Source organism: Streptomyces sp. NPDC001985 (assembly GCF_040296845.1).
Taxonomy (GTDB): Bacteria; Actinomycetota; Actinomycetes; order Streptomycetales; family Streptomycetaceae; genus Streptomyces.
In genome coordinates, this window is sequence record NZ_JBEOYB010000013.1 from 94672 (window position 1) to 117660 (window position 22989).

Consider the following 22989-nt stretch of genomic DNA (forward strand, 5'->3'; position numbering starts at 1 on the left):
GTACCGGACCGGGGGTCAGGGGGAGGGGGTGATCCGGCCGGTGACCTCGCCCAGGCCGACGCGTACCCCGTCCGGGCCCGGTGCCCAGGCCGTTATCGTCACCACGTCGCCATCCTCCAGGAAGGTGCGCTCGCCCTCCGGGAGCCTCAGCGGGTCACGGCCGTTCCAGGTGAGTTCGAGGAGCGAGCCGCGCTGGTGGACCTCGGGGCCGCTGACCGTGCCGGAGCCGTACAGATCACCCGTGCGCAGCGAGGCGCCGTTCACGGTCATCTGCGCCAGTTGCTGGGCGGCGGTCCAGTACATCGTGGCGAACGGCGGCTCCGCGATCACATGGCCGTTGACCGCCACCGTGATCCGCAGGTCGAAGCCGCCCTTCTCCTCCTCGGCGGTGTCGTCGAGATAGGGCAGCAGCACCACGTCGCGCGCGGGCGGATCGGTCCTGGCCGCCTCCAGGGCCTCCAGCGGGGTCACCCACGCGGAGACGGAGGTGGCGAAGGACTTGCCGAGGAACGGCCCGAGCGGGACGTACTCCCAGGCCTGGATGTCCCGTGCCGACCAGTCGTTGAGGAGCGAGAGGCCGAAGACGTGCTCCCGGAACTCCGCGAGCCCGACCGGCAGGCCCCGGGTGGAGGGGGTGCCGACGACGAAGCCGACCTCCGCCTCGATGTCGAGCTTGACGGAGGGGCCGAAGACCGGGGCGGGGTCGGCGGGCGACCTGCGCTGGCCCCGGGGGCGCACGACGTCCGTGCCGGAGACCACGACCGTGCCGGAGCGGCCGTGGTAACCGATCGGCAGATGCTTCCAGTTCGGGGTGAGGGCGTCCCCGTCCGGGCGGAAGATCCGGCCCACATTGGTGGCGTGGTGCTCGCTGGCGTAGAAGTCGACGTAGTCGCCGACCGCGTACGGGAGGTGCAGGGCGACCGAGTCCAGCGGGTGCAGCAGCGGCTCTGTGACGGCGCGGTGCGCGGGCACCGTCACCCAGGCGGTCAGGGCCCGCCGGACATCGCGCCAGGCGGTGCGCCCGGCCGCCAGCAGCGGGTCCAGCGCCGGGCGGTCCAGCAGCGCCGCGTAGGGGGAGCCGAGGGCGCGCGCCGCCGCGCCGGCGTCCAGCACATGGTTGCCGATCCGGACGCCGACCCGGGGGCGCTCGGGCTCGCCGGCCGTGGTGAAGACGCCGTAGGGGAGGTTGTGCGGACCGAAGGGATCACCCTCGGCCAGATCGAGCGGGCTCTGCTCGGACATCGGTGCCTGCCTCGCTTTCCACGTTGTGAGGACACGGTACGTGGGCGACGCCCCCGCCCGGCAGACCACGATCATCCGGCGGGGGCCACGGTCATCCGGCCAGCCGGGGGATTCTCCGCTCCCAGGTCCGGTGGAAGACGGTCTCCCGGCCGTCCCGGCAGACCGCCTCGTCCCGCAGCAGGAAGTCCGACGCGTCGCAGGACAGCTCCGAACGGGTCTCGACGGTGATGTCCCAGGACAGCTCCGGCCGGTGCAGCCGGGTGCTCCAGGTGGTGAGCGCCCGCGCGGAGTGGGGGTCGCGCTCCTGGACGGTACGGACCTCCAGCGCGTCCTCGGTGATCTCCAGACCGCCCGGGTGCGTCCGGGTGCCGGCGGGGCACGGCAGGGTCTCCAGCCGCCAGGTGCCCGCCGTGAGATCGCGGATCAGCAGCCGCTCGGGCCGCTCCCCGTCCAGCCGTGGCGCGGAGCTGACCCCGACCGGCCAGGGCCCCTCCTGCTCCCGCGCGGCACCGGGGTCCTGGCCGACGACCCGGAAGGGGTCCGGGAGGGTCCTCCGCCCGGCGGGGTGCTCGTGCACGGGGAGTTCGAGCCGGGAGCCCTCCGGGTCCAGGACGAACCCGGCCGAGCCCGTCTGCGGCCAGATCCAGGGCCAGTACGCGGACGAGACCGCGAGCCGGATGCGGTGGCCGGGCCGGAAGGTGTGATCGGCGGCGAGCAGCTCCAGCGACACCTCCTCCGTCGTCCCCGGCGGCCAGGCGTGGACGCGCTCCGGGCCGTGCCGGGCCGAGAGACCGAGGGCGCCCAGGGTGACCGGCGCCGACGAGCCGTCGGGCGCGACATCGCAGAGCCGGGCGATCACCTGCCCGTGCGGGACGTCCAGCCGCAGCCGCAGGGCGAGCCGGGGGCGGCCCAGGACGGTGACCGGCTCATCGGCCACGGGGAACTCGAAGCAGGCGGAGTGGGCGTCGTCGGCGCGCTGGTCGGCGGCGGGGAGGAGGTCAGGGAGGAAGGGGCCCGCGTCCGCCCCGGTGGAGTGCGGTGAGTCGACGGTGCGGGGCGCGCCCCGGAGCTCGTACACCAGCGGGGTGACATCCGGCGGCGGCCAGTGTGCCTCCCCGGTCCAGGGGCCCCCGGGGGCGCGGGTGCGCAGCAGCGGCTCCGCCATCACCTCGTTGCCGATGCCCCGCAGATGGTGGTCCCACCAGCGGAGCGTCTCGTGCAGGAAGCCGGCCCCGGCTCCCTGCCGCACCTGGTCGGGGTAGCCGTGCGGCCAGGGGCCGAGCACTCCGCGCACCCGGTCGGGCGGCAGCCCCGACACCAGCCGCAGCACGGTGTCCCGGCGCGGGTCGCCCCAGCCGCCGACGGCCAGCACCGCCGCCCTGACCGCCCCGGCGGCGGGGGTCTGCCGCTCCCAGAAGTCGTCCCTGAGCTGGTGGGCGAGCCAGGTGTGGGCGGCGGGCTCGACGGCCTCCAGCCGGGTGAGCCACCGCTCGCGCCAGGACGGTCCGGCGAAGACGGGGTCCGGCGGGCGGCAGACCGAGGAGAGCAGCGCGGCCGAGCGGGAGTGCAGCCCTCCGGCGGGCAGCGCGCCGCCGAGGGCGCAGCCCCCGTTGTCGTACGGGTCGTCGCTGGAGCAGACGGTGACGACGGCCCGCAGCGGCTCGGGGGCCAGGGCGGCGACGCGCAGCGCGAGCGTGCCGCCGGCGCCGAGCCCGAACATGCCGACCCGGCCGGTGCACCAGGGCCGCGCGGCCAGCCACTCGATGACATCGACGGCGTCCGGGAGGTCCGGCGGCCCGCCGGGCGCGCCCTCGGCGGCCGGGCCCGCCGGTACGCCGCCGCTGTTTCCGTGGCCCCGGGCGTCGACGCGGACCGAGGCGTAGCCGTGACCGGCGTACCAGGGGTGGCGCCGCAGGTCGCGAGGGACGGTCGCGTCCGTCAGCCTTTCCGGCGAATACTCCAGCAGCGCGGGGACAGGCTCCTCTCCGGTCGGCCGCCAGACGCGCGCGTACAGCACGGTGCCGTCACGGACCGGGATACGGAGGTCCTCCTGGCCGATGTCATGGGGAAACCGCAGGCGATGGCGCATGGCTGAGCCTCGATGACGGGGTGCGCCCCCTTCTCCGGGACCGCCGTCCGGCCGGTTTTCCGGCCTGACATCCGATCTTGGCGAAAAGGGCTACTTCGGGTCGTATGTGCTGATCACGAACATACCGGCGGCGGCGGGAAGGCGCTCATGGTGATCGAAAGGCGACCGGATACGCTGACTTGAGTGAATCCACCGACACATCGACAATCCGTGTGATTATCAGCAGACAGGAGACCACCTCGTGACCGTCGTCGGGCCGTTCGGGCTGAGCGTGCGGGACCAGGCTCTTGAGGCCGATGTCCAGAACGGACTGTCCGCCGTGGAGGCGGGCCTGCTCGATGCCACCAAGAGCGAGGTGCCCTTCATCACGGAGGCCGCGCAGCATCTCGTACGCGCCGGGGGCAAGCGGTTCCGTCCCCTGCTGGTGATGCTCGCCGCCCAGTTCGGTGATCCGTACTCCCCCGGAATCGTGCCCTCGGCCGTGGTGGTGGAGCTGACCCATCTGGCGACCCTCTACCACGACGACGTGATGGACGAGGCGGAGGTGCGGCGCGGTGTGGACAGCGCCAACAGCCGCTGGGGCAACTCCGTGGCCGTGCTGACCGGTGACTTCCTCTTCGCCCGCGCCTCCCACATCCTGGCCGACCTCGGCCCGGAGGCCGTGCGCATCCAGGCCGAGGCCTTCGAGCGGCTGGTCACCGGCCAGATCCTGGAGACGGCGGGGCCGCGCGACGGCTGCGACCCGGTGGACCACTACCTCGATGTGATCGGCGGCAAGACGGGCTCGCTGATCGCGGTCTCGGGCCGGTTCGGCGCGATGATGTCCGGTGCCGAGGAGGGTGTCGTGGACATCCTGACCCAGTACGGGGAGCGGCTCGGCGTCGCCTTCCAGCTCGCCGACGACGTGCTCGACATCGCCAGTGACTCGCACGAGTCGGGCAAGACCCCCGGCACCGATCTGCGCGAGGGCATCCCCACGCTCCCGGTGCTCCATCTGCGGGCGCAGGCCCGGGCCCACGGCCGCCGGGAGGACCTGGAGCTGGTCGCCCTGCTCGACGGGGATCTCGCGGACGACGACCGGCTCGCCGAGGTGCTGCGCCGGCTGCGCGAGCACCCGGCGCTGGAGCTGGCCCGCCGGGACACCGTGCGGTACGCGCAGGAGGCGCGGGCGATGCTCGCCCCGCTGCCCGAGTGCTACGCGAAGGCGGCTCTGGAGGAGCTGTGCGACGCGGTGGTGCACCGCGCGGGCTGAGCCGGGACCGGGCCGGGGCTGAGCCGGGACCGAACCGGGGCCGGGCCGGGGCCGGACCGGGGCTGAGCCGGGGCCGGGCCCTGGCGGGGCGCGGCTGGGGCCGGGCCGGGGCGTGCGCCGGAGCTGTGGCTGACGCGTGGGCTGAGCCGCGCGCTGAATCGTGTCCAGCGGCCCGTATCCGATCGGGCGCCGCTGACCTGCGAAAACTCTGGCCACGTGGTGCCCAGGTGGTGTGGCGCAGGTCACTTCCCAGGATTGGGCCGGTCCTCGGACCGCATCCGTATTCACGTACGGAAGCCGACGCACAGGGCGTTGGCACCTGTACGGGGAGTTTTCCTGATGAAGCACACCAAGACCATCCTTATCGGTTCCACCGCTGTTGTGGCGGCCGTCGGTATGGGGCTCGCCGTACTGCCCGCCTTCGCCGCCGGCGGCCCGGGCGGCGGCACGGGCGCCACGGGCGCCATCGGTGTCTCGGCGAAGGCCGGCGCCAAGGCCCCCGCCGTCTCGCTCTTCGCGGCCAGCCTGAACGGTGCCAACGAGGTGCCGGTGCAGGGCGGCCCCGCCGTCAACGACCGCGACGGCCTGGCGCTCCAGTTCGTGAAGGTGCAGGGGGACAAGGTCTCGGTCGCCGTGAAGTTCCGTGGCACCGACAAGCCGACCGCGCTCCACATCCACCAGGGCGCGCGCGGGACCAACGGCGGAGTCAAGATCGACTTCACCGGTCTGCTCGCCAAGGGCAGCAGCCGGCTCGACGGCTGGACCGGTGCGGTCACCGGCACGGTCAGGATCACGGACAAGGCCGTCCTCCGGGCCTTCACGGCCGACCCGAACGGCTTCTACGCCAATCTGCACACCGCCCAGTTCCCGGGCGGCGCGGTGCGGGGCCAGTTCCACAAGGTGACCGGGTCCTTCCCGTTCGCCAGGGCGCTCGACAACTTCCAGGCGTCCGTGGTCAAGGGCAAGCAGATCTACCAGTGCAGGAAGGGCGCGGACGGCAAGCTCTCGTTCCAGCAGCACGATGTCAGCGCGGTGCTGGGCGGGAGGATCGCCCACTCCTTCACCGCCCCGGGCTCCGGCACCCCGCAGTGGATCGCCCCCGACCGCAGCGCCGTCACCGGGAAGCTGATCAGCAAGGTCGCCAACGGCACCGCCAACATCGCCGAGCTGGACCTCAAGGCCACCCAGTCCGGCAAGAAGAAGGGGCTGCTCGCCGGGAGCCAGGAGATCCTGCGGCTGAACACCGTGGGCGGCGTGGCGCCCACGGGAAGCTGCGCCAAGGGCGCCCTCAAGGGGGTCTCCTACGGCGCGGACTATGTCTTCATTCAGAAGTAGCCCGGGAGCGGCGGCCGGAAGTGATCCGAGGCGATCTGAAGTGATCCAGGACGGTCGGAAGTGAACTGAGGCGGTGGAGCGGGCGGAGCGGGCAGCGCCGAGCCGGGCAGCGCCGAGCCGGGCAGCGCTGAGCCGGGCGGGGGCGCCGAGCCGGGCGGGGGCGCGGCAGGGCCGAGCCGGGCGCGGGGGCGCGGCAGGGCGGGCCCGGGTGAGTCCCGGGTGAGGCCCGGAGCGGGCCGGGAGGCCCTGGCCGAAACCCGACACGGCACCCTTGCGCGGGCGCGGCGCCTCCCCCTACTGGAAGGGGGAGGCGCCGTGTCGTTTCCTCATCCCAGAGCAGTACGCCAAGTTGCTCCCGGGGGCTGACGCCCCCGCCCCGGTGATTTGGTCAGATTGATATCAGCGCCTCCGGGCAACAGCAGCCCGGGGGGCCAACTGCTTCTGCACCGCACGGCGTCACCGCTTCTGACCGACCACGGAGGTAGGCCACACCATGGCACCGAACGACAGCGCACTGACCACCGAAGAGGACCGGGACCGGGGACCGGTCCGCCGCAAGGCCGCGCGCTACTTCGTCCCGGTCGCCGTGGCCGGCGTGGCGGCGGCGACCATCGGGCTCGTCCCGGCGCTGGCCGCGTCCGGTGACCCGGACCTGCCGGAGATCAGCGCACAGGAGCTGGTCGAGAAGATCGCCGCCTCGGACACCGAACAGCTCTCCGGCACCGTCAGGATCACCACGGATCTCGGTCTCCCGCTGGACGGGCTCGGCGATCTCGGCGGCCTCGGCGACAACTTCACCCCGAAGGGCGGTGCGGAGGAGGGCGGCGAGACCTCCGCCGCCGCCCCCGAGGAGAAGCTGATGCGGCTGGCCACCGGGTCGCACACGCTGCGTGTCGCGGTCGACGGCCCCGACCGGCAGAAGCTCTCGATCCTGGAGGACAACGCCGAGTACAGCATCATCCGCGACGGCGCCGAGGTGTGGGCGTACGACAGCGCCAGCAACGAGGCGTACCACGCGAAGAAGGACGGCGCCCGGGCCCACGAGCGCGGGAAGGCGGACGGAAAGGACCTGTCGGTCACGCCCAAGGAGCTGGCGGACCAGGTCCTGAAGGCCGCCGCCGGCTCCTCCACCTCCGTGACCGTCGACGGCACCGCGCAGGTCGCCGGCCGCGACGCCTACCAGCTGGCAGTCAGGCCCCAGCAGAGCGGCTCGACGATCGGCTCGATCAAGATCGCCGTGGACGCGAGCACGGGAACGCCGCTGAAGTTCTCGGTCAACCCCGCGAGCGGCGGCAAGGCCGCGGTCGATGTGCGCTTCACCAAGGTCGACTTCTCCCGGCCCGCCGGCTCCACCTTCGACTTCACCCCGCCGAAGGGGACGAAGGTGACCGAGGCCGGCCAGGAGGGCAGGGCCGGGAAGGACGGGCCCGCCGGACCGGGTGAGCAGCGGCTCAAGGAGCTGGAGAAGGAGCTCGGGAAGGATCTGGAGAAGGACCTCGGCAAGCTGGAGAAGCACGCGGGCGGCCCGGGTGGCCTCCCGGGCGGCGGGCTGAACGTCATCGGCGAGGACTGGACCTCCATCGCCGTGTTCGACGCCCCGGGCGGCGCGGCGTCCGGCGCGGCCAAGGGAGCGGACGGCGACGTGCCCGCCGAGGCCAAGAACTTCCTGGACTCCCTGGGCGACCAGGTCAGCGGCGACTTCGGCACCGGGACGATCTTCAAGACCCGGCTGGTCAACGCCCTGATGACGGACGACGGCAAGGTCTATGCGGGTGCCGTCACCCAGGACGCGCTGGTGAAGGCCGCCAACGCGGACAAGTAGCCCGCGCGGCGACGCCAGAGGAACGGAACCCGGCCGCTCCGCCGTACGTTCGTACGGTGGGGCGGCCGGGTCCGTCGGCACGGCCCCACGGGCCACCACAGAACACGGCACGCGTGCGCCAGCGGCACGCGTCGAATCGGGGGAGCCGGACATGACAGCGGTGATCGAGACGCGCGGCCTCACCAAGCGCTACCGGGGCGGCCAGCTCGCCGTCGACGGGCTCGACCTCACCGTGCCCGAGGGAAGCGTCTTCGGCTTCCTCGGGCCCAACGGCTCGGGCAAGACCACCACCATCCGCATGCTGATGGGCCTCATCGAACCGACCGCCGGCACCGCCAGGGTTCTCGGCGGCGCCGTGCCCGGCGCGGAGCGTTCCGTCCTGCCCAGGGTGGGAGCGCTGATCGAGGGACCCGCGCTGTACGGACATCTCAGCGGCCGGTCGAATCTGACACGGTTCGACTCCGCCGACCCGACCGCCGATCCGCGCACCCGGACCGCCCGGGTCGGCGCCGCCCTGGACCGGGTGGGCCTGACCACCGCGGCGGGCAAGAAGGCCCGGGCGTACTCCCTGGGAATGAAACAGCGCCTCGGGCTCGCCGCCGCACTGCTCCAGCCGCGCAGTCTCCTCGTCCTGGACGAGCCCACCAACGGGCTCGATCCCCAGGGCATGCGGGAGATCCGCGCCCTGGTGCGCGAGCTGGCGGCGGACGGCACCACCGTCTTCCTCTCCTCCCACCTGCTCGACGAGGTCGAGCATGTCTGCACCCATGTGGCGGTGATGGCCCGGGGCCGGCTGCTCACCCAGGGCCCCGTCGCCGACCTCGCGGCGGGGGCGCGCGGCCGGCTCACCGTGCTCACCCCGGACACCGAGGACACGGCCCGGCTGCTCAGGGAGCGGGGAGTCACCGGAGTGGCCGTCGAGGACGGCGTCCGGGTGACGGCGGACCCGCCGGCGGTGGACACGGAGCTGTCCGATCTCACCGCCGCGCTGGTGAAGGACGGGATACGGGTACGGGGGTTCGGCGTCGAGCGGGCCTCGCTGGAGGACGCGTTCGTCGCGCTCACGGGGGAGGGATTCGATGTCGCGGGCTGAGACCGACGAGATGGCGGGGGTGGCGGGGGTGGCCGGTTCCCAGGCGTCCGGTTCCGGGGGTTCCGGGGGCTCCGGGGGCTCCGGGGTGGCCGGGCCGGCCGGTTCCGGGGCGGCCGGAGTGGCCGGGAGTTCCGGGGCGGTGCGGGAGGCGCACTGGTCGTGGACGTTCGGGCTCTTCCGCTCCGAGCTGCTCACCACCCTGCGCCGCTGGCGGACGCTCGCCCTGCTGGGAGTGCTGGCCGCCGTCCCCGTGCTGATCGGTGTCGCGGTGCGGATCGAGACCGGCGGGGACGGCTCGGCCGGGTCCGGCGGCGGGGGCGAGGGCCCGGCCTTCATCACCCAGATCACCAACAACGGGCTCTTCCTGGTCTTCGCCGCGCTGGCCGTGACCCTGCCCGTCTTCCTCCCGATGGCGGTCGGGGTCGTCGCCGGCGACTCCATCGCGGGCGAGGCCAACGCCGGTACGCTCCGCTATCTGCTGGTCGCCCCGGCCGGCCGGACCCGGCTGCTGCTGGCCAAGTACGCCACCGCCCTCGCCTTCTGTCTGACAGCGACCCTGGTGGTCGCGGTCTCCGCCCTGGCGGTGGGCGCGCTGCTCTTCCCGCTGGGGGATGTCACCACCATCTCCGGCACCACGATCTCCTTCGGATCGGGGCTGCTGCGGGCCGCGCTGGTCGCCGTCGTCGTCGCCGCCTCGCTGGCGGGGTTCGCGGCGCTCGGGCTCTTTGTCTCCACCCTCACGGGCAGCGGTATCGCGGCCATGGCCACCACGGTCGGACTGCTGATCACCGTGCAGATCCTGGGCACCATCCCCCAGCTGGACGCGATCCACCCGTATCTCTTCCCGCACTACTGGATGTCGTTCTCGGATCTGCTGCGGGAGCCGTTCCACTGGGACGAGGTGCGGAGGAACCTCGGACTCCAGGCCCTGTACGCGGGGGTGTTCGGGGCGGCGGCCTGGGCGCGCTTCACCACGAAGGACATCACCTCGTAGGGCGGCACGAGCGCCGCCGAGCGCGGGCCCCGGCGGACATACACGGCCGCATGCGTGTGCGGGGACGCACACGCATGCGGCCGGTGGGGGGTGGCGGCGGTGCTGATCAGAGACCGGTATCAGAGGCCGGTGCCGGTGCCAGGGCCGGTGGCGGAGCCAGGACCCGGGCCGGCGCAGGTCAGAAGGTCAGAAGGTCAGCTTCCAGCTGTCGATCGTGCCGGTGTCCTGTGCGGCCACATCCTGGACGCGCAGCTTCCAGGCTCCGTTCGCCGGCTCACTGGAGGCGTTGACGGTGTAGGTCTCGATGACATGGTCGGCCGAGTCGTTGCTGCTGGAGTTCTTCAGCCGGTACGCCGTCCCGTCCGGGGCCACCAGGTCGACCACCACATCACCGCGCCAGGTGTGCTTGATGTCCACTCCGACCGCCAGGGCGGCGGGGGCGTTCCCGGTCCGGCCGGAGACGGTCACCGTGGAGGTCACGGCCGCGCCGTTGTCGGGGATCGCCACATCGGCGAGGTTCTCGTAGACATCGCCGGGCGGGTTGGAGGCGCCGGTGCCCAGCGTCCAGATCGCGTGGGCGATGGCGTCGCTGTTGCGGTCCAGCGCGGTGTCGTTGACGTTGGAGGTGTTGTCGCAGGAGGAGTGGTAGCAGCGGTCGAAGGCCTGCCCGGCGGTGCCGCCCCACTTCTGGACCTGCGCGGCCGTCTTCGCGCGGCTGGCCCCGGTGAAGAGGCCGCCGACGGCGATGCCCACGTTCTTGAAGGGGGCGTGGTCGGAACGGCCGTCGCCCTCGGTCTCGATCTCGGTGGCGACGCCGAGGCCGGAGAAGTAGTTCTTGAAGACGGTCTCGATGGCGACGTTGTCGTCGTAGACGAAGTAGCCGGGGTTCGGGGACCCGATCATGTCGAAGTTGAGATAGCCGGTGAGCTTGGCCCGTTCGGCGGCGGGGAGGTTGTTGACATAGTGCCGTGACCCGACCAGCCCCAGCTCCTCGGCGCCCCACCAGGCGAACCGCAGATGCTTCGTCGGCTGGAGCTGGGCGCGGGAGACGGCGAGCGCGGTCTCCAGCACCCCGGCGGAGCCCGTGGCGTTGTCGTTGATGCCGGCGCCCGAGGTGACGGAGTCGAGATGCGCCCCGGCCATCAGGATCTGGTTGGCGTCGCCGCCCGGCCAGTCGGCGATCAGGTTGTAGCCGGTGGCGCCGCCGGAGGTGAAGGTCTGGAGGGTGGTGGTGAAACCGGCCGCGTCCAGCTTGGCCTTCACATAGTCGATGGACGCCTTGTAACCGGGACGGCCGTGGGCGCGGTTGCCCCCGTTGGCGGTGGCGATCGACTGGAACTGGGTGAGGTGGGCCTTCACATTGGCGAGCGGTATGTCGGGGGCGGCGAGCGCCGAGGCGCCGGCGGCGGTGGGGGACGAGGGTGCGGCGGGCGCCGCGGGTGCCGCGGAGGCCGGGGGAGTCGCGGTGGCGAGCAGCCCGGCCAGGGATATGACGGCCGCTGCGACCGTGCGTCTGGTGGCGAAGAGCTTCATGGGGGCGGGCTCCGGATTCCGTACGGGGACAGGACGGAACGTGCGAGACGCCCCGGAGCGGTGCGGTCCAGGGCGCTGGAGCGGTGGCGCTGAGCACTTGAGCGGTCCCGGCGGCACTGAGTGCCCCGGGGCGCGGGGGAGGGGGGTGCGGGCGGTGCACTGAGTGGCGCGGTGATGCGTCCTGAGAGTTCAGCGAGAGTTCGTCATACCGTCAAGGGCGGAAACCGGTCAGTTGTGTTCGAATATCGGACGAATATGGGCCCGTGGGACGTCTGAGGACCTCGGGGAGTCCCTCTGCCGTGTCCCCGCCCGGCCCGCGGGGTCCGCGTCCGTCGCGGTGTCCGCCGCCCGGCCCGGCCGGGTCCGCCCTCAGGCCACGCGGAACTCATTGCGCTCAGGGTCGATCATTACCACCCATGTGCCCATAGGCCGCTGCTGCCGGCCGATGACGGTCGCGCCCAGTGCCTCCAGTCGGGTGACCTCGGCTTCCCGCAGCTCCGGACCGGGGTGCAGATCGAGGCGGACGCGGTTCTCGACCGTTCTGGCCTCCGGTACCCGCTGGAACAGCAGCCGGCGGCCCTCGCCGATGCCGCTCACCTTGTCGAAGGGGTCGTCCGGATGACGGACGGCGGCGCATTCCCGCCACGCCTCCCGGTCGTGGTGCCGGAGGGTCGAACCCTCCGGCAACTGCCCTTGTTGTCGGAGCAGTTCGATGAGGGTATGGGGGTCCTCGACCTCGTAGCCGAGTGCCTCGGCCCAGAAGTCGGCCTGGGCGGCGGGGTCGGCGGCGTCGATGCTGAGTTTCCAGTGCAGTGCCATGCGACCAGTTGTAGGCGCTGTGCGGGCGGGCCGCGCGCCCGGCGGGGTCAGCTCTCGGTCCCGGCCATCCTCCGGTCGTAGCCCTCCCGGGCCGCCGCGATCTCGTTCTGGTGCTCCTCGGTCCAGGTGACCAGGGAGCGGATCGTGGTGTGCAGAGTGCAGCCGAGCGCGGTCAGCGCGTACTCGACGCGCGGTGGTACGACCGGGTGGACCGTACGGCTGACCAGTCCGTCCCGCTCCAGTTGGCGCAGGGTCACGGTCAGCATCCGCTGGCTGATCCCGTCGATCTCCCGGCGCAGCTCGGTGAAGCGCAGGACCCGGCTGTCGAGCAGCGCGATGACCAGCAGCGACCACTTGTCGCCGACCCGGTCCAGGATCTGGCGGACCTCGCAGTCCCCGCGGGTGTCCCACTGGAAGGGGTCGGGATCGCCGGTGTCGTCGAAGTCGGTCACCGCGCAGTGCCTCGGTGACTTTGAAGTGCCTTCTTCCATGGAGCGCCATGCTGCCGGAGGATCGAGCTGGTTACAAGAGGGAACCGGCCCCCTGTGAGGTAACCGATCCCGGCCGTTCCTCTCCCCCTTTCTTCCGCTGCCGCTCCTTCCCTCCCGCCTCGACCTCCCCTGCCCGGTGTCCGTTGTCCGTTGCCATTCGCGGAGCTGTCCACTGATGTCCTCTGCCCTGTCCTCCTCGCCTCCTCCTCCCGGCTCTTCCCCTTCCCCTGCTCCGTCTCCGTCCCCGGCCCCGGCCATGTCCGGGCGGGCCTGGGCCCTGCTGCTCGTCCTCTGCGGTGCGATCTTCCTGGAGGGCATCGACATCGCGATGCTCGCCGTGGCCGTGCCCACGATCAGGGCCGATCTGGGGCTGTCGACCGGCACGGCGGCCTGGGTGGTCAGCGGCTATGTCCTCGGCTACGCGGGCTTCACCCTGCTCGGCGGCCGGGCGGCCGATCTGCTCGGCCGCCGCCGGATGTTCCTGGGCTGGCTCGTGGTCTTCCTGGTCTTCTCCGCTCTCGGCGGGCTGGCCACCGAGGGGTGGATGCTGATCGTCTCCCGCTTCGTCACCGGTGTGGCCTCCGCGTTCATGACGCCCGCCTCGATGTCGATCATCACCACCTCCTACCGGGAGGGGCCGCAGCGCAACAGAGCCCTGCTGATCTTCGCGGGGACCGGCGCCGGTGGGTTCTCGCTCGGTCTGGTCATCGGCGGGCTGCTCACCCAGCTGGGCTGGCGCTGGGTCTTCTTCGCGCCCGTGCTGCTGGGCGGAGTGCTCCTGCTGGCCGCGCTGCGGCTGATCCCGGCGGCGAAGCCCCCCGCGTACAAGGGGAGCTTCGACCTCGCGGGCGCGGGCGCCGCCGCCGGGGCGATGCTGCTGCTGGCCTACGGCATCCTCCGTCTCGAACACGGTCTGCACGGCTGGGTCCTCACCGTCGCCGCCGTCATGGGCGGGCTGTTCCTGGTGGGGCTCTTCACCGCGATCGAACGCCGCTCCCCGGCGCCCCTGGTCAGGCTGGGCATCCTGCGCCGGGCCCAGATGGTCCGCGCCGACCTCGGGGCGCTGCTGTTCCTGGGGGCCTTCATGGGCTTCCAGTTCATGGTGACGCTCTATCTCCAGGAGCTGCGCGGCTGGAGTTCGATGGAGACCTCGCTCGCCCTGCTGCTGATGGGCGTGGATGTGCTGCTCGCGCCCACGGTGACACCGCTTCTGGTGAACCGGTTCGGCTACGGCCGGGTCATCCTCGGCGGCTTTGTGATGGCGGCCGTCGGATATCTGCTCTTCCTCCCGGTCGGCCCGGACTGGACGTACGCGGCGATGGTGCCGACGCTCGCCCTGGTGGGGGTGGCGTTCGCGCTCGCCTACGGCCCGCTGACGATCGCCGCGACGGACGGTGTCGCGGAGGGGGAGCAGGGGCTGGCGGGTGGGTTGCTGCACACGGCGACGCAGTTCGGGGCGGCGGTGGGGGTTTCGTCGGTGACGGCGGTGTACGGGCTGGTGGGGGAGGGGATGGGGGCGTTTCGGGCGGGGTTGGTGGTGCCGGTGGTGATGGCTCTCGCGGGTGTGGCCCTGGCCTTCCCCAGCGCCCGCCGCCACCCCCACGCTCACAGATGACCTGCCCGCCCGGCACTTGGGCACGGCCCCTGCACGACAGGTGACCCGGGCATTCCAGGCCCGCCCGGCACTTGGGCACGGCCCCTGCACGACAGGTGACCCGGGCATTCCAAGCCCGTCCGGCGATTGAGGACGGACCCCGGGGCGGAGGACCCCGCACTGTGCGAGGCCCCTCCGGGGCGAGGCTTCACATCGGGTCGATGTGTTCCGGGCCGCCCTCGGGCGGTGGGTTCGGGCGGCCGGTGGCGGGCCGGCCCGCCCGCCCGTCGGCCCGCCCGCGCCGGTACGCGTCAATATTCTCCCGCGCCCCCGAACTCTCCTCCTCCGCCCGCGCCAACCACCGCTCCCACCGCGACCGCATCGGCCCGATCAGCCCCCCGCCAACCCCCACGATCAGCACCCCCGCGACCGTGCCGAGCACCGCCGTGAGCAGCGGACCGGTGACCGCCGTCGCGATACCCGCCTGCCCCAGCGCCGCGATCACACCGAGCGCGACGATGAACGCCCAGACCGAGGTGGCCAGCACCCTGCCGTACGAGACCCCGCCCAGCGCCCCCCGCACGATGTCCCGCACCGCGCGGGCGATGGCCATCGCCACCACCACGATCACCAGCGCCACGATCGCCTTCGGCAGCCAGGCCACCGCCGAGTTGATCATGGAGCTGATGGGGTTGGGGCCGAAGGCGCTGAAGGCCAGCTGGAGGACGATCAGCAGCAGGCCGTAGTAGATGACCTTGCTGAGGATTCCGGTCGCGTCGTATGTCGAGTTCCGCAGGGCGTGGGCCGTCCCGCTGCGCTCCGCCAGCCTCTCGAAACCGACCTTGCGCAGCAGCTTGTCCACGACCCGGGCTATCAGCCCGGCGATGAGCCAGCCGATGATCAGGATGACGAGAAAGGCGATGAACCTCGGGATGAACCGCGCGACCGCGGACCACGCGTCGGTGAAGCCCTGACCGAAGTCCACAGAGAGGGCGAGGGGCTGTGACATGACGCTCTCACTCCGTCCGCTGGGCGGGCCCCGCTGACCGGTACCCGGACTTCGGTGGTAGCACCCGGTGGACGTACCGGGCCTGCGGCCGGACCCGTTGATGGGCCGGTGGAGTGATATTTCGCGGTCGGGGGGTGTCAGCCCCCGGGACCGGCGGCCGACCCGGTGGTACGCGGGGTGTGCGCGGCCGGTGCGACCGCCGCCGCCCCCGCTGTGCCGCCGCCTTCGCGGTCTCCGCGGTCTCCGCTGTCTCCGCGGCCTTCGTGCCCGTCGTCGTCCGCCGCCCCCGCGCGCGCGGCGGCCAGGACCGCCAGCCCCGCCAGCCGCTGGGCCTCCGCCCTCGACCTGCGCCCCGCCCGGAGCGCGTCCCAGGTCAGACAGGTCAGCGCCAGCCACACCAGCGCGAATCCGGCCCACCGCTCGGCGGGCATCGACTCCTTGAAGTACAGCACTCCCAGCAGGAACTGGAACGTCGGAGCCAGATACTGGAGCAGCCCCAGCGTGGACAGGGGCACCCGGATCGCCGCCGCGCCGAAGCAGACCAGCGGGACGGCCGTCACCAGCCCGGTCGCGGCGAGCAGCGCCACGTGCCCGAGGCCGTGGGCCCCGAAGCTCGCCTCTCCCCGGGCCGCCAGCCACAGCAGAAAGCCCACCGCGGGCAGAAAGAGCACCGCGGTCTCCGCCGCCAGCGACTCCAGCCCCCCGATGTTGGCCTTCTTCTTCGCCAGCCCGTAGGCGGCGAACGAGAAGGCCAGCGTCAGCGAGATCCACGGCGGCTGCCCGTAGGCGACGGTCAGCACCACCACGGCGGCGAAGCCCGTGCCCACGGCCACCCACTGCGCGGGCCGGAGCCGCTCCTTGAGCACCAGCACACCTATGGCGATGGTGACCAGCGGATTGATGAAGTAGCCGAGCGATGCCTCGACGACCCGGCCCTCGTTCACGGTCCAGATGTACAGACCCCAGTTGACGGTGATGACCAGCGCGGCCACGGTGAGCAGCCCGAGCTTGCGGTGGTCGCCCAGCAGCTCCCGTACCCACCCCCACCGCTTCAGGACCAGCAGCGCGAAGGCCACGACCACCAGTGACCAGGCCATGCGGTGGGCGAGGATCTCCAGCGCGCCCGACGGCTCCAGCAGCGGCCAGAAGAGGGGGACCAGCCCCCACATTCCGTACGCGGCGATGCCGTGCAGCAACCCCGTCCGCTGTTCGCCGTCGCTCGGCTTCACTGGCCCTCCTGCCCTGTGCACGTCACGCACACCATCCCGTCGACGGTACGCGCCCCGGGGGCGGGCTGTCATGGATGTATCGGCATACGGTCATGACGGGACGGGGGTGGCCCGAGAGACGGCCCGGGAACGCGCGGCGGGGCCGGCGGGGAGCCGAGTGGATCAACTGGCGGGCGGCCGGGTCCGGTTGTCGGTGGTGGGTCGTACGATCGGACGGAACACTGGGCGAATGTGTGGTGGGGGACCATGGCCTGCGGAAGAGTGGTGCGTGCTGTCTGCGGAGTGCTCGCGGGCGGGCTGCTGTGGACGGGCTGTTCCGGCCCGGGAGGACCGGGGGAGCCCGGCGGGCCCGGTGGGTCGGGGGAGCGGAGCGCCCCGGCCGGCGCGTCCGGGAGCCCGGTGGGGAAGGGATCGGGAGCGCCGGAGCCGGAGGCGAGCCCGGCGCCGACCGGCCCGGGGTTCGACCCCGACCCGGCCCGCGCGCCCAGGACGGCCGCGGCGGCGGGCGAGCTGGCCCGCGCGGTGGTCGCGGGTCCCGATCTCTGGGGCGCCGGATTCGTCGCACGCACCCCGGCGCTGAGCCCGCCGGGTTACTGGCCGGTGCTGGACGCGAAGTGCGTCTGGCGGAGTGGTGCCCTCCCCTCCGGCGTCCTCTACAGCCTCACGGCCCACAGCGAACTGCCGGCCGGTCCCGGCCGGGGCCCGCTGCGGGTCGCCGCCACCGTCACCGTCCACCGCGATGTGCGGCGGGCGGAGTGGGAGATGGCCGAGACGCTGGAGGAGGCCCTGCGCTGCCCGGACCAGAAACTCCGCGACGGCGAACGGGTGCGGGGGCTGATGTCCATCGGCTCCGCGTTCGGTACCGGCGGGAACTTCACCGCGGAGGACTCGATAGGCGAGATCGGCCGCTATGTGAGCGAGGAGTCCGGCGACCAGCCGTACGAGTACGGCTGGTTCCAGTCGCGGCTCGGCCAGGTCACCGTCGCCGCGGTCACCAAGGGGGCCGAGGGCCACACGGACGACGAGATCAACACCGCCCGGGCGGAAGCGCTCACCGGCATGATGCACCGCCTCGAAGGCCGGCTGGAGGCCGCGGCATGAGCCCCGCCCCCGAGCCCCCGCGCGACCCGTCCCGCCACCCCCCGGCGGACCCCCGTGTCCCGGCGGACCCCCGTGTCCCGGCTGCCCCGGCGCCGTCCGACCCTCCGGCCACCCCGGCCGTGCCCGGGGCCACGGCGCCGTCCGACCCTCCAGCCCCCTCCGACGCCGCCGTGCCTCCGAGCGACATGGACACGCCTCCGAACGACGCGGACACGCCTCCGAGCGGCGCGGACGCGCACCCGAGCGGCGTGGGCGCGGGCGGTCCCGGTGACCGCTCCCCGGTGGACACGAGCGCCCCCACCGACCCCGGGAGCGGCGCGGGGCACGGCGCGCCCCCCTCCCCCGTGGCCCCGGGCGCGCCGGAAGCCGGAGCCGGGCCGCCGTCCGCCGCCGGCCCCGAGGGCTCCGGAGCCGGGCCGGAGGCCATCCCGCCCCCGGCTCGGCCGCCGGCTCCACCCGGTGACCCCCGGGCGCCGGGGGCGCTGGAGCCGCTGCGTACCCATGACCCGTCCGCGATCGCCGGTTACCGCCTCCTCGGACGGCTCGGCGCCGGCGGTATGGGCGTCGTCTACCTCGGCCGTACGGACGCCGGCGAACTGGCGGCCGTCAAGGTCACCCTCTCCGGCCAGGCCGAGGACCCGGACTTCCGGGCCCGGTTCCGCCGGGAGGTCGCGGCGGCACGGCGGGTCTCCAGCCCCTGGGCGGTGCCGGTCACCGCGGCCGACCCCGACGCTCCCGAGCCCTGGCTCGCCACCGTGTTCGTCCCCGGCCCCTCACTCGCCGAGACGATCGCCGCGCACGGCCCGCTCCCGCCCCGCAGCGTGCGCGTCCTGGGCGTCGCCCTCGCCCGCGCGCTCGCCGCCGTCCATGACGCGGGCCTGATCCACCGGGACGTCAAACCCGGCAATGTGCTGCTCGCCGTCGACGGCCCGCGCCTGATCGACTTCGGTATCGCGCGCACCGCCGACGAAACCGCCCTCACTGCCACCGACATGGTCGTCGGCACCCCCGGATTCCTCGCCCCCGAGCAGGCCGAGGCGCGCGGCGCCGACATCGGCCCGCCGAGCGATGTCTTCGCCCTGGCCTGTCTGCTGGCCCACGCGCTCACCGGCCGGCTCCCCTTCGGCCGGGGCGCCGTCGACGCCCTGCTCTACCGCACGGTCCACGACGACCCCGATCTCCGGGGCATCGAACCCGGGCTGGCCCGACTGCTCGCCGACTGCCTCGCCAAGGACCCCCGGCAGCGCCCGACGGCCGTCGAGATCACCGGCCGGCTCGCCGAGGACGCGCCGCGCGCCGGGGCCGACTGGCTGCCCCCCGAGGTCGTACGGACCATCGCCGAGCGCTCGGCGCGGATGCTGGCGCTGCCCGGCATCGAGCCCACCGGTGCCGGGGAGCCCGGGCCGCCGCGCTCCCCGGGGCGCCGGAGACTCCTCATCGCCGCGGGCGCCGCCGCCGTGCTCGCGCTGGGCGGCGGGGCCGTGCTCCGGGCGGGGCCGCGCGACGACCGGACCGCCCCGGGCGGCCCACCGGCGAGCAGGCGCTGGGTGATCGGCGTACAGGCGGACCTCTCCGGCCCCCGGAAGGAGACGGGCATCGAGCAGGAGCGCGGGGCCCGGCTCGCGGTCGACGCCTTCAACGCCCGCGCGGACCGCCCCTTCTCCGTCGGCCTGCGCGCCGAGGACGACGCCGGCGACCGGGCGAGGGCCCTCACCGCGGCCCGCCGGCTGGCCGACGACCGCGAGGTCGCCGCCGTCCTCGGCTCGACCGGCGACTACACCACCGAGGCCGTCCTCCCCGTCTACGAGGAAGCAGTGCTCCCGCTGATGACGGTCTCCGCGGGCCTCGGCACGCTGACCAAGGAGGACAGCCGCACCTTCTCGCGCGCCTGCCCCGCGCACACGGTGACCGCGACCCAGCTGGCCTACGCCCTCCAGGCGTTCTACGCCGAGCGCGGGACCCCGGTCGCCCGCCCCGGGCTGCTCCAGGACCGCACCGACGACAGTTACGGCTGGCAGTACACGGCGATGGCCAACCACATGCTCCAGAGCCGGTACGGCCACCGCACCCACCCCCGGGTGGTCCCCGCCTCGGTCGGCTCGTACGACACCGTCATCGGGGAAATGGTGGAGGCGGGCATCGACGCCTATCTCCACGGTGGTGGTGCCCGGAGCGCGGCCAAGGCGGCCCGCGCCCTCAGGGCCGCCCGGTACGACGGCCCCCTGCTCGCCGGACAGCAGGTGCTGAGCCAGGAGTTCCTGAAGCTGGCGGGGGACGCCGCCGAGGGCTGGGTGATCGGCGCCCCGGTCGCCGATCCGGCCCGCAAGCCCGAGGCGAGGACCTTTGTCGCCGCCTACCGCAGGAGATACGGCAGGGCCCCGGGCTTCTACGCCGGGGAGTCGTTCGACGCGGTCGGTCTGATGCTCCGGGAGCTGGCGGCGGCGGCGCGCGGCGGCGAGCGGCCCGAGCGCGAGAAGCTCGCCGCCGCCGTGCGCGGAGCGCGGTACACGGGCGTCATGGGGGGATACCGGTTCACGCCGGAGAAGGGCGATCTCGACGGGTTCGGCACCTGTCTGTATGTGGTCGAGGACGGCCGCTTCCGCTTTCTCGCGGACGCGCCCACCAAGGACCCCGGCCGCGTCCGGAAGACCTGACCCATGACCTCGTACCGGCCCCACCGCACCCCCGCACCCGCCCGGAGGCCCTCCGCGCGTCCCCGGAAGGCGCCCGCGCACCGCCGGGGAGCGGCCGTGCGGGCGGGCCGGGGCAGGCGGCCGGGCGGAGGGAGCGCGGGATGCGCCCGCTGAAGACCGGCGACCCGTCCTCGATCGCCGGGTTCCGCCTCATCGGCCGCCTCGGCGCGGGCGGCATGGGAGTGGTCTATCTCGCCCGCTCCGGCCGGGGCACTCTCTGCGCCCTCAAGGTGATCCGCGCGGAGCACGCGTCCGACCCCGGCTTCCGGGCCAGGTTCCGGCGCGAGGCCCTGATCGCCCAGCGGGTCACCGGCCCCTGGGTGGTGCGGGTGACGGGCGCCGACCCCGAGGCCCATGAGCCCTGGCTCGCGACCGAGTTCGTCCCCGGGCCCTCGCTCCAGGAGGCCGTCGCCGCCCAGGGCCCCCTGCCCGAGCGGACCGTCCGCGCCCTGGGTGCCCGGCTCGCCGACGCCCTGGCCGGCGCGCACGCGGAGGGGCTGATCCACCGGGACGTCAAACCCGGCAATGTGCTGCTCGCCCTGGACGGCCCGCGTCTGATCGACTTCGGTATCGCCCGCTCCTCCGGGGCCACGGCGCTGACCGCGACCGACGTCATGATCGGGTCACCCGGCTATCTCTCGCCCGAGCAGGCGAGGGCCGCCGGGGCCGGGGAGGTGGGCCCCGCGAGCGATGTCTTCTCGCTCGGCTGTGTCCTCGCCCACGCGGCCTCCGGCCGCCGCCCCTTCGGTACGGGGACGGTGGCCGCGATCGTCTTCCGCACCGTCCACGAGGAGCCGGACCTGGAGGGCGTACCGCACGCTCTGCTGCCCCTGATCAGGAGCTGTCTCGCCAAGGACCCGGCGGCCCGCCCGACCGCGCGGGAGGCCGGCGCGGCGCTCACCGCCCCGCCCGCCGGATCGGGCGCCGCTGCCCTGTCCACCGCCCCGCCCGCCGCTGCCCCGCCCGCCGGTGGCGGTGCCGGTGCCGGTGGCGGTGCCGACTGGCTCCCGGACGGTCTGCCCGCCCTGATCGCGGAGCGCTCGGCCCGCGCTCTCGGCCTGCCCGTGCCCGAGCCGACGGTGGTGGTCTCCCCGGCGGCCGGCGGCGCCGGGGGAAAGCCCTCGCGCCGCCGTCTTCTCGCGCTGGGCACGGCGGCGGCATCGGCGCTCGCCGCGGGCGGGGTCGCGGCCTGGTTCGCCGGGGCCGGGGACCCGGCCCCGGCCGGCACCGTGGGCGAAGGCCCCCTGCCCCGCCGCACCATCGGGGTCCAGGCCGATCTGACCGGCCCCCACAAGGCCGACGGGCGGACCCGGGAGCGGGCCGCCCGGCTCGCCGCCGAGACCTTCAACGCCCGCCCCGACCGCCCCTTCGACCTGATCCTGAAGGTCGTCGACGACGGCGGGGCCCCCGCAAGGGCCCTGCCGCTGGCCAGGACCTGGGCCGCCGACAGCACGGTCCTGGCGGTCCTCGATCTGACCACCCGGCGGATCACCCGGCCCGTGGCACTCAGCTATCTGAGCCGGAGGCTCCCGGTGGCCATGGTCTCCGGCGTCGGCGCCGCCGCCCTCGCACCGGACGACCGCCGTGCGTACATCGAACTGCGGCCCGACGACAAACTGCTGGTCACACCAGTGAGTTGGTACTTCGGCACCCGCAGGACCCGGCGGGTCGCGGTGGTGGACGACCGGGCGGGCGGCGCCTCCTCATGGAATGTCGTCCGGCTGCTGAGGGAGGTCCCCGGCATCGGCGAGATCGGCGTCCACGCCATCGAGGCCGACAGCGAGGACTTCGCCGCCCTCGCCCGCGCGGCACTGACCGGCCGCCCCGATGGAGTGATCTACGCCGGGAACTCCCCGTCCCGGGCGGCTCTGCTCTCCCGGGCCCTGAGCGAGCGGGGGTACCGGGGGCTGCGCGCCGCCCTGGAATCCGTACTGGAGCCGGAGTTCCTCGGCGCCGCCGGGGAGACGGCCGACGGCTGGGTCTTCGGCACCTCGTACATCGACCCCGGCAGGGTGCCGGGCGCCGGACCATTCCTCGCGGCGTACCGGAAGCGCTGGCGCTCGGAGCAGCCGGGCCGGCACGCGGCCGAGTCCTACGACGCGGTGCTCTATCTCGCCGAGGCGATACGGGAACTGGGCGCCGACCGGGTTCGGCGAGCCGCGCTGATGGGGCGGCTGCGCGAGATGACCCACCGGGGCGTCGCCAAAACCCTCGCCTTCCGTGACACGACCGAACTGCTCGACGAGAGCGGGGGAGGACTCTTCCTGCACCGGGTGGAGGGCGGCCGGGCCAGGTTCCTGGGCCCGTACCGATCGGTCACCGCGAAGACCTGAGGAAGGGGACGTCCGTCGTCGGCGCGGCCGTCCCCCTGTCTGCCTGTCTGTCTGTCTGCCTGCCTGCCGGCGTCTCCGTACGACGTGGCGACGTGGCGACGTGATTACCCCGCGACGGTCCAGGTGTCGTTCCCGGCGAGGAGCCCGGCGAGGTCTCCCTTGCCGTTCTGTTCGATGGCGGTGTCGAGTTGGGTGTTCATGAGGGTGTCGTAGACGGGGCGTTGGACGGAGCGGAGGACGCCGATGGGGGTGTGGTGGAGGGTGTCGGGGTCGGCGAGGCGGGAGAGGGCGAAGGCGGTGGTGGGGGAGGGGTGGTGGGCGTTGTGGGTGAGGATGTGGTGTTCGTTGTCGGGGGTGATG

16 protein-coding genes and 1 pseudogene are annotated in these 22989 nt (G+C 73.5%); 9 read left to right on the forward strand and 8 right to left on the reverse strand.

Features of this window, described 5'->3' with window-relative positions:
• Positions 1–15: 15 nt before the first annotated feature.
• Positions 16–1242 (reverse strand): fumarylacetoacetase, encoded by a 1227-nt coding sequence (fahA, locus tag ABT122_RS08530; RefSeq protein WP_351547364.1) that lies wholly within the window; start codon positions 1240–1242, stop codon positions 16–18.
• Between the two features lie 91 nt (positions 1243–1333).
• Positions 1334–3331 carry a CocE/NonD family hydrolase gene (locus ABT122_RS08535; protein ID WP_351547367.1) on the reverse strand — a complete coding sequence of 666 codons (1998 nt, stop codon included), beginning with the start codon at positions 3329–3331 and terminating at the stop codon, positions 1334–1336.
• Between the two features lie 241 nt (positions 3332–3572).
• Here ABT122_RS08535 and ABT122_RS08540 point away from each other — a divergent pair, with 241 nt between their 5' ends.
• The 5 genes from ABT122_RS08540 (at position 3573) to ABT122_RS08560 (ending at position 9827) form a co-directional block, all read left to right on the forward strand.
• Positions 3573–4583, forward strand: coding sequence for a polyprenyl synthetase family protein (locus ABT122_RS08540; protein WP_351547369.1), 1011 nt, complete (start codon positions 3573–3575; stop codon positions 4581–4583).
• A gap of 339 nt (positions 4584–4922) precedes the next feature.
• Positions 4923–5918, forward strand: coding sequence for a CHRD domain-containing protein (locus ABT122_RS08545; RefSeq protein WP_351547370.1), 996 nt, complete (start codon positions 4923–4925; stop codon positions 5916–5918).
• A 493-nt stretch (positions 5919–6411) separates the two neighbouring features.
• A complete protein-coding gene (locus ABT122_RS08550) occupies positions 6412–7740 on the forward strand; it encodes a LolA family protein (RefSeq protein ID WP_351547373.1) in 1329 nt (442 codons plus the stop codon).
• 151 nt (positions 7741–7891) lie between these two features.
• Positions 7892–8833 (forward strand): ABC transporter ATP-binding protein, encoded by a 942-nt coding sequence (locus ABT122_RS08555; protein WP_351547376.1) that lies wholly within the window; start codon positions 7892–7894, stop codon positions 8831–8833.
• A complete protein-coding gene (locus ABT122_RS08560; protein WP_351547379.1) occupies positions 8820–9827 on the forward strand; it encodes an ABC transporter permease in 1008 nt (335 codons plus the stop codon). The genes ABT122_RS08555 and ABT122_RS08560 overlap by 14 nt, the downstream gene beginning before the upstream one ends.
• Positions 9828–10013: 186 nt before the next feature.
• On the opposite strand, the gene ABT122_RS08565 is transcribed toward ABT122_RS08560, so the two are convergent.
• From ABT122_RS08565 to ABT122_RS08575, 3 genes are all read right to left on the reverse strand, one after another.
• Positions 10014–11360: a M28 family metallopeptidase gene (locus ABT122_RS08565; protein WP_351547382.1), complete on the reverse strand. Its 1347-nt coding sequence runs from the start codon at positions 11358–11360 to the stop codon at positions 10014–10016.
• A 369-nt stretch (positions 11361–11729) separates the two neighbouring features.
• Positions 11730–12179 carry a VOC family protein gene (locus ABT122_RS08570; protein WP_351547385.1) on the reverse strand — a complete coding sequence of 150 codons (450 nt, stop codon included), beginning with the start codon at positions 12177–12179 and terminating at the stop codon, positions 11730–11732.
• 47 nt (positions 12180–12226) lie between these two features.
• Positions 12227–12670, reverse strand: a complete 444-nt coding sequence (locus ABT122_RS08575; RefSeq protein ID WP_351547387.1) for a winged helix-turn-helix transcriptional regulator — start codon at positions 12668–12670, stop codon at positions 12227–12229.
• Positions 12671–12926: 256 nt separating this feature from the next.
• On the opposite strand from ABT122_RS08575, the gene ABT122_RS08580 reads away from it, so the two are divergent.
• Complete coding sequence (locus ABT122_RS08580; protein ID WP_351547389.1) at positions 12927–14285, forward strand: MFS transporter; 1359 nt, start codon at positions 12927–12929, stop codon at positions 14283–14285.
• Between the two features lie 187 nt (positions 14286–14472).
• Here the strand turns inward: ABT122_RS08580 and ABT122_RS08585 are convergent, their stop codons facing one another.
• Entirely contained in the window at positions 14473–15273 is an 801-nt protein-coding gene (locus tag ABT122_RS08585; protein ID WP_351547392.1) for a mechanosensitive ion channel family protein, read from the reverse strand.
• A 137-nt stretch (positions 15274–15410) separates the two neighbouring features.
• Positions 15411–16442, reverse strand: a complete 1032-nt coding sequence (gene rarD, locus ABT122_RS08590; protein ID WP_502976118.1) for an EamA family transporter RarD — start codon at positions 16440–16442, stop codon at positions 15411–15413.
• 459 nt (positions 16443–16901) lie between these two features.
• Between rarD and ABT122_RS08595 the strand changes: the two genes are divergently transcribed.
• The 3 genes from ABT122_RS08595 to ABT122_RS08605 all read left to right on the forward strand — a co-directional run bounded on the left by ABT122_RS08595 (position 16902) and on the right by ABT122_RS08605 (position 22629).
• Complete coding sequence (locus ABT122_RS08595; RefSeq protein ID WP_351547398.1) at positions 16902–17603, forward strand: hypothetical protein; 702 nt, start codon at positions 16902–16904, stop codon at positions 17601–17603.
• Between the two features lie 281 nt (positions 17604–17884).
• Positions 17885–20257: a bifunctional serine/threonine-protein kinase/ABC transporter substrate-binding protein gene (locus ABT122_RS08600; protein ID WP_351547401.1), complete on the forward strand. Its 2373-nt coding sequence runs from the start codon at positions 17885–17887 to the stop codon at positions 20255–20257.
• Between the two features lie 140 nt (positions 20258–20397).
• On the forward strand, positions 20398–22629 hold the full coding sequence (locus tag ABT122_RS08605; protein ID WP_351547404.1) for a bifunctional serine/threonine-protein kinase/ABC transporter substrate-binding protein: 2232 nt from the start codon (positions 20398–20400) through the stop codon (positions 22627–22629).
• A 104-nt stretch (positions 22630–22733) separates the two neighbouring features.
• On the opposite strand, the pseudogene ABT122_RS08610 reads toward ABT122_RS08605, so the two are convergent.
• A pseudogene (locus ABT122_RS08610) lies at positions 22734–22989 on the reverse strand (hypothetical protein); the annotation flags it as partial.